The 7,367-nt window shown below is 36.2% G+C and carries 7 protein-coding genes; 1 reads left to right on the top strand and 6 read right to left on the bottom strand.

Annotated features, from left to right (window positions below):
• The 4 genes from RT405_RS02530 to RT405_RS02515 form a co-directional block, all read right to left on the bottom strand.
• Positions 1-467 (bottom strand): PhnE/PtxC family ABC transporter permease (locus RT405_RS02530; protein ID WP_396163098.1); only part of this gene is annotated, 467 nt, incomplete at its 3' end.
• A complete protein-coding gene (gene phnE, locus RT405_RS02525) occupies positions 464-1,243 on the bottom strand; it encodes a phosphonate ABC transporter, permease protein PhnE (RefSeq protein WP_313467287.1) in 780 nt (259 codons plus the stop codon). The genes phnE and RT405_RS02530, both read right to left, overlap by 4 nt.
• Positions 1,233-2,006 carry a phosphonate ABC transporter ATP-binding protein gene (gene phnC, locus RT405_RS02520; RefSeq protein WP_313467286.1) on the bottom strand — a complete coding sequence of 258 codons (774 nt, stop codon included), beginning with the start codon at positions 2,004-2,006 and terminating at the stop codon, positions 1,233-1,235. The genes phnE and phnC overlap by 11 nt, the downstream gene beginning before the upstream one ends.
• A gap of 69 nt (positions 2,007-2,075) precedes the next feature.
• A complete protein-coding gene (locus RT405_RS02515; RefSeq protein ID WP_313467285.1) occupies positions 2,076-3,005 on the bottom strand; it encodes a phosphate/phosphite/phosphonate ABC transporter substrate-binding protein in 930 nt (309 codons plus the stop codon).
• A gap of 204 nt (positions 3,006-3,209) precedes the next feature.
• On the opposite strand from RT405_RS02515, the gene RT405_RS02510 reads away from it, so the two are divergent.
• The gene (locus RT405_RS02510) at positions 3,210-3,875 is read left to right on the top strand and encodes a cyclic nucleotide-binding domain-containing protein (RefSeq protein WP_313467283.1); all 666 of its coding nucleotides are present in this window, start codon (positions 3,210-3,212) and stop codon (positions 3,873-3,875) included.
• A 127-nt stretch (positions 3,876-4,002) separates the two neighbouring features.
• On the opposite strand, the gene eno is transcribed toward RT405_RS02510, so the two are convergent.
• Together eno and gpmI are read right to left on the bottom strand one after the other, a co-directional pair.
• The gene (gene eno / locus RT405_RS02505; protein ID WP_035029873.1) at positions 4,003-5,298 is read right to left on the bottom strand and encodes a phosphopyruvate hydratase; all 1,296 of its coding nucleotides are present in this window, start codon (positions 5,296-5,298) and stop codon (positions 4,003-4,005) included.
• 464 nt (positions 5,299-5,762) lie between these two features.
• Positions 5,763-7,292: a 2,3-bisphosphoglycerate-independent phosphoglycerate mutase gene (gpmI, locus tag RT405_RS02500; protein ID WP_313467280.1), complete on the bottom strand. Its 1,530-nt coding sequence runs from the start codon at positions 7,290-7,292 to the stop codon at positions 5,763-5,765.
• Between the last annotated feature and the right edge of the window lie 75 nt (positions 7,293-7,367).

Below are 7,367 nucleotides of genomic sequence, written 5' to 3'. Positions count from 1 at the left end.
TCTGTGTATAACTTGCCTAACATTCCAATATGATGAACTCCGATTGCCATCACACCCGCAAAAGGCCCTGGTCCAACCACTTTAACAAAAATAATAGCAAAAACTAATTCTGGAAAAGCACGTAAGACATTACAAACAAATTTTCCGATTTTTGAAACAAAGGGTGCAGATTTCCATAAATTTGATGCGCTTAATAAGGTAAATGGAATGGCTAATACTGTTCCAATCGCTGTTCCTAAAAAGGCAATTCCTATTGTCAAAAGGAGCAAACTAATTAAATCTTCTCCACTACCATCGTATACAAAAGACCAATCTGGTTGGCTCAATCCTTTTAAAACATCTAATCCCATAGACAAAGAAAAGGTACTTAACCCAGAATAATCAATACTAACTGCTGAATAACTAAGTAATACCAATAAGAGAATTAGAAAAAAGATTGTTTTTTTACTCATATCTTTAATCATCATGCTAAAGCACCTCTTACTCTTTCACTTATTTTATCCACAATTGCAACTGTAACTAAAATGGTTAGAATGATAATTGAGACCCGCTCATACGTCATTAAAGCAAGAGATGAGTTTAGAATCACACCGATTCCTCCAGCTCCAACATACCCTAAAACAGTCGATGCTCTAACATTTACTTCAAAAGCATAAAATGAATAACTAGCAAATTGACTAAAAACTTGTGGTGCAATGGCCCATACTGCTATTTGAGTTCTAGTTGCTCCAACTGCAAGTTGTGCTTCAATTGGCTCAAAATCAATTGTTTCAATAGATTGGAACATTAACTGGGAGACCATCCCAAATGTAAAAATAGCTATTGTCAAAACACCTGTGGCTTCACCGATACCAAAAATAGCAACCAATAACGCAGCTAAAAGCAAAGTTGGAATGGTTCGTACCAAACTTAATATAAAACGGCAAATCATTGAAACAAAGTTATTCCCTGTCACAACTGGTGTTGCTAAAAAACTAACGGGTATGGCTACTACCACACCTAAAAAAGTTCCCAACAATGACATTTGTAATGTCTTTATTAATGGAGTAATTAATTTAGAAAAATATCCAAAGTCTGGATGCATTAAACGGGATAAAAACACAACAATTTGATCCGAATTAGTAAAAACCTTTTGAAAATCTGCCTCAGTTATAACTACACTAAATTGAAACAACATGAGCAAAACTACCAAAGTCATTAAATGTTTATACCAATTAAAATGAACAGTTTCTTTAATTTTCACTAGCATTTCCTACCTTCTCATCAAAGATACTTTTGCCATAAATCGTTTCGAGGCGTTTGTCTGTTAACTCTTTAGGCTTGCCGTCAAAAACAACTTCTCCGCTTTTTAAAGCAATAATTCTTGTAGAGTATTCTCTAGCCAGTGGAATTGAGTGTAAATTAATTAAAATGGTTTTATTTAACTGTTGATTGATTTGTTGTAAATCATCCATAACTTTTTGAGTTGTAATTGGATCAAGAGAAGCGACCGGTTCATCTGCTAAAAACACAGGTGCTTGTTGAACTAAGGCGCGGGCAATTAAGACTCGCTGTTGTTGTCCACCACTTAGCTCATCGCTTCTAGTATGTAACTTATCTGATAATCCAACACTTTCTAAAGCATCCACAGTTCTTTGGTAATCTTCTTTTGTAAATAAGCCAAAAATACTTTTCAATGTACTATAATAACCCAATCGGCCGGATAAAACATTTTTTTGAACTGTACTTCTTCTAACTAAATTAAAATGTTGAGAAATCAAACCAATTTCTCGTCTGATTTGCCGCAACTCTTTCTTACCGGCATGAGTAATGGAACGATTGTTCACCTTAATTTCACCAGTTGTTATCGGTTCTAATCGATTGACAGATCGCAACAACGTACTTTTACCTGCTCCACTTAACCCAATAATCGATACAAATTCCCCTTCGTTAATGGTTAAATTAATATTTTGAAGCCCCTTGACCCCATTAGGATAGATTTTTGAGACATTATCAAAAACAATCATACTTACCTCCACTAATTCTTCATTCAAAGAGCCAAGGATAAAAAAGTTATCCTAAGCTCTTAGTTTAATTTATTCAGCTGCTTTTTCTGTGTATTCGCGAATCGTATCATAAGCTGAGTCGGCTGCTTCTTCATAACCTAAATGGCTCCAAAGCGTCATGGCTTCAGCACCTTGTTCGTCATCTTTCATATTTAAGAATGCTTCTTTAATTTGCTCTTTTAATTTAGCATCCATTGATGGTTGCACAGCAATTGCGTCATTTGGAATATCGCCTTCTGTTAAATATAAAACTTTTAACTCTTTAAATAAATCCTTATCCGGAAAAGCTGAACCAAATACATTTCTAGCTCCTTCAAAAACAAAAGCAGCATCTATTTGTCCATTTAAAACAGCTGTGATTTCACTTGGAATATCGTTTACTGTTGTTAATGTCGATTCTATCGTTGGATCAACTCCTGCGTCTTTCATTTCAGCAACTGGATAGATATACCCACTAGCCGAATTAGGACTCAATGTAGCAATTTTTTTACCTTTTAGATCTGTTAATTTGTTTATATCACTATCTGCTTTTACTAAAATTTCACCTTTAAAGGTATTGGTTAATTTTCCTTCTAAAGGAAGTCCTGTTTCTAAATCCATATCTTCAAGTTGAGAAGTTAAAATAGCTTCAGCTGCATCCATATCTTTAGCTTGAACATACGCTGCTGGTGGCATCACGCCAATATCAACTTGTCCAGAAGCCATGGCTTCAACAATTGTTGAATAATCTGTTGCTAATGTAACGGACACTTCACGATTGAGCACTTTAGATAAATATTCAGCAAAAGGTTTTGTTTTAGCTTCCATGGAACCATCATTATTTGTCGGAACGAATTGAACCACTAATTTTTCTTTGCCGTCTATTTTAGCATCCTCTTTAGTTGCCTTCGCCCCACAACTTGCTAGAGTTGCTACTGCTAAAATACTTAAGAAGCCTGTTGCTAATTTTTTAAAACTCATTTTGTCTCCTCCTATGGAAATATCTTTTTAGTACATTTACAGAATACCAATATTTTCATTTTTTTGAAGTGACACACGTCACATTTACCTTTATTTTACATTCATTTTACATATATATCACTAATAATGTTCGTGTTGTGACATATTTGATTCTACTATATAATAGAAACAATGAAAGAATAACTCGAGGAGCTTAAAGACCCTATGAAAAAAATCACTGATAATGCTGCCATAATGGAATGCATTGATACTTATAATTTACAATCGTATTTAGATAATGATTTATTGCCCATCTCTGCTTTATGTTCTTTCGAAAAAGACGAACATCTCATTCGCTTAGAAACTCCGTCAGAGTACTTGTATTTTCTTCTTGAAGGCAACGTTAGAGTCTATTCGTATTCTTCTGACACTCAGAACATTGTCATTAATCGTAGCCAGCCTGTCACTCTTCTAGGTGAAGCTTCCTCTTTGTGGGAGCTCATGCCTCAAAGTAACGTCAAAGCAGAAACAGATTGCCTTTGTCTAGGAATCAGCCTAAAAAAACATCGTGGGCTTTTACAACATGATGTTCGGCTTTTACAAAATATATGTCAGATTTTAAGTTATCGTTTAAATTCAGGTGTCAATTTAGCTAACTCTCTAACGGAACCAGTCGAAATTAGATTAGCTAAATTTATTTTAGAAAATAGTCTTAATCAAAAATTTTCTTTTCAATTAACAACTTGTGCTGCAATTTTAAATGTAAGCTATCGACACTTACTTCGAACAATTACCAGTTTTAGAGAAGGAAATATTTTAAAGAAGGAAAAAAACTATTACCTCATTGAAGACACAAATAAACTGGAAAAAATTGCAGAAAACCTCAGCTAACAAAAAGACATTAACAAGTTTTTTTCACTCATCAATACCAAATATGTACAATCAAAAAAACCTTTGCTGCTCGTAATGGGTCCGAGCAGCAAAGGTCTTATTTATTTTACTGTATCAAAAGGATACTTTATTTTTTTAAGTTGTAGAAAGATTTTAAGCCATCGTAAACAGCTAGGTCGCCTAATTGGTCTTCAATACGTAACAATTGGTTGTATTTCGCAATACGGTCTGTACGTGAAAGAGAACCTGTTTTGATTTGACCAGCATTTGTTGCAACAGAGATGTCAGAAATTGTTGAATCTTCTGTTTCACCAGAACGGTGAGAAACTACTGCTGTATAACCAGCTTTTTTAGCCATTTCAATCGCATCAAATGTTTCAGTTAATGTACCAATTTGGTTAACTTTGATAAGGATCGAGTTTGCAACTCCCATATCAATTGCTTTAGATAATTGTTTAGTGTTAGTAACAAATAAGTCATCACCTACTAATTGAACTTTAGAACCTAAAACTTCAGTTAATTTCTTCGTACCTTCCCAGTCATTTTCGTCTAAGCCATCTTCGATAGAGATAATTGGGTATTTTTCAACCAATTCTTCGTAGAATTTGATCATTTCTTCAGCAGTTTTTTCGCCTTCGCCTGAGTCAGCTAAGTCGTAAACGCCTTTTTCTTTATTGTAGAATTCTGAAGAAGCAGCATCCATTGCAAGAAGAACGTCTTCACCAGGTTTGTAACCAGCTTTTTCGATTGCTTCGATAATAACTTCAAAACCTTCTTCGTTTGATCCTAGGTTAGGAGCGAATCCACCTTCGTCACCAACTGAAGTAGCTAATCCTTTAGATTTTAAGATTCCTGCTAATGCATGGAATACTTCAGCACCCATACGTAGAGCTTCTTTAAATGATGGAGCTCCTACTGGCATAATCATAAATTCTTGGAAGTCGATACTGTTATCAGCATGCGATCCGCCATTGATAATGTTCATCATTGGAGTTGGCAATACTTTAGCATTGAACCCGCCTAAATATTGGTATAAAGGAAGATCTAAATAGTCAGCAGCTGCACGTGCAACAGCAATAGAAACACCTAAAATAGCATTTGCTCCTAATTTTCCTTTGTTAGGAGTTCCGTCTAATTCAATCATTGTTCTATCGATTGCCATTTGGTCACGTACATCGAAACCAAGAATAGCTTCTGAGATAATGTTGTTTACGTTATCTACAGCTTTCAAAACGCCTTTTCCGCCGTAACGAGATTTGTCTCCGTCACGTAGTTCAACTGCTTCATGTTCTCCTGTTGAAGCACCTGATGGAACCATACCGCGTCCAAATGCGCCGCTTTCTGTGTAAACTTCTACTTCGATTGTTGGGTTGCCGCGTGAGTCTAATACTTCACGTGCTAAAATATCTGTAATAAATGGCATTTTTATTTCTCTCCTTTGAGTTTCAATAATTTTTACCTAGGATATATTATCCATGGTTTCATTTTAGTTAACTTTCGCTTAAGATGCAATGTATTTCCACTATTTCACATTTGTTCCCCATCTTCATATAAGTTCTTTCATTCAACTCCATTAAAGATAAGAGAAGTATAAGCTGCAGCTTATTCCACTTGTTTTTCAATGAAGCCTACCGTGAATGATCAAAATTATACTCCCTTATCTGCGCAAATAAGTTAGACGAAAATGAAAGAGTGATCGTTAAATAGGTAAAATCCATTACTATTCTTTTAAGTCCTTTAGGGCGTTCAGCGTTCTACGCATCCTTTTTTAGTTGAGCTGCGAACGCTAGGCATTCGGAAAAAAGATGAAATTATCCTCAAGGCTTTTAGCCTTTTGCGGGAATTTCTCTATTTTTCTGTCATGCCTGTTCAGCGTTCTACGCATCCTTATTTTTGGATAAGGCTTTCTCCAGTCATTTCTGCTGGTTTTTTAATGTTTAACAAGTCCAACATCGTTGGTGCAATATCTGCCAAACGACCGTCTTCACGTAATGTAACACCTTTTTTCGTTACAATTACTGGAACCGGAACAGTTGTATGAGCAGTATGCGGTTTTCCTTCTGGAGTGATCATTGTATCTGCATTGCCGTGGTCAGCAAAGATGATAGCATAGCCGTCTTTGGCAATAATCGCATCTACTACACGTCCTAAGTTTTCGTCTACTGCTTCGATTGCTTTGATCGTTGGTTCTAACATACCTGAGTGGCCAACCATGTCTGGGTTAGCAAAGTTTAAAATGATCGCATCGGATTTGTCTGCTTCAATATCAGCTACTAATGCATCCGTTACTTCATAAGCACTCATTTCAGGTTTTAAATCATACGTTTCTACTTTTGGAGAAGGAATCAAAATACGATTTTCTCCTGGGAATTCTTCATTACGTCCACCGTTCATAAAGAAAGTGACATGCGGATACTTCTCAGTTTCTGCAATTCGTAATTGCGATAGACCTTCATTAGAAAGAACTTCTCCAATGACATTTTTTAATGCGATTGGTTCAAAAGCAACTTCTGCTTTAATGCTTGGATTGTAAAGTGTCATTGTCACAAATTTAACATTTTCAGCTCTTACACCGCGATCGAAGTGTTCCCACTCGTCGTCTGTAAAGGCATTCGATAATTGAATAGCACGGTCAGGGCGGAAGTTAAAGAAAATAATGGAATCATTGTCTTCAATTGTTGCTACCGGTTTGCCGTCTTTTTCAATTACTGTCGGAATTACGAATTCGTCAAATTTTTCTGAAGCGTAGCTGGTTTCAACAGCTTCCATTGCACTATGTGCTTTAACACCTTCGCCATGAGCGATTGCATTGTACGCTTTTTCAACACGTTCCCAACGTTTGTCGCGATCCATTGCATAAAAACGTCCAGAAACTGTCGCAATTTCACCTGCTCCAATTTCTTTCATGGCTTTTTCTAATTGTTCAACATAACCAATACCTGAATTGGGTGCTACATCACGTCCATCAAGAAAAGCATGAACGTACACCTTGCCTACACCTTTTTCTTTGGCTGTTTTAATCAAAGAAATCAAGTGGTTGATATGGCTGTGAACTCCTCCGTCTGATAAAAGTCCGAACAAATGCAAAGCTGATTGTTTTTCAATCGCTTGATCCATTGCACTGCTTAAAACAGGGTTTGTTTGAAATTCGCCTTCTTCAATTGCTTTATCGATTCGGGTCAAACTTTGATAAACAATACGCCCAGCACCAATATTGGTATGTCCAACCTCAGAATTTCCCATTTGGCCTGCTGGAAGTCCAACATCCAAGCCGGAAGCTTTCAATTGACTGTGAGGATATGTTGCCATATAACGATCGAAATTAGGTTTTTTTGCTTGTGCTACCGCATTACCCATTACTTCGTTACGCCATCCAAGTCCATCAAGAATAATGATGGCTACTGGTGATTTACTCATTATTTAATAGCCCCCAATAATGCTAAGAAAGATTCTGTTTCTAAACTTGCACCGCCGACTAAAGCTCCATCAATA

This window comes from Carnobacterium sp. (assembly GCF_032094055.1).
GTDB lineage: Bacteria > Bacillota > Bacilli > Lactobacillales > Carnobacteriaceae > Carnobacterium_A.
The sequence above is the reverse complement of the archived record's forward strand: the minus strand, read 5'-3'. Positions and strand labels throughout refer to the sequence as shown.

Bases quoted from the DNA above. Each gene is read 5' to 3' on its own strand.
- gpmI (WP_313467280.1), bottom strand. From the start codon at position 7,292: ATGAGTAAATCACCAGTAGCCATCATTATTCTTGATGGACTTGGATGG.
- RT405_RS02515 (WP_313467285.1), bottom strand. From the start codon at position 3,005: ATGAGTTTTAAAAAATTAGCAACAGGCTTCTTAAGTATTTTAGCAGTA.
- phnC (WP_313467286.1), bottom strand. From the start codon at position 2,006: ATGATTGTTTTTGATAATGTCTCAAAAATCTATCCTAATGGGGTCAAG.
- eno (WP_035029873.1), bottom strand. From the start codon at position 5,298: ATGCCATTTATTACAGATATTTTAGCACGTGAAGTATTAGACTCACGC.
- RT405_RS02510 (WP_313467283.1), top strand. From the start codon at position 3,210: ATGAAAAAAATCACTGATAATGCTGCCATAATGGAATGCATTGATACT.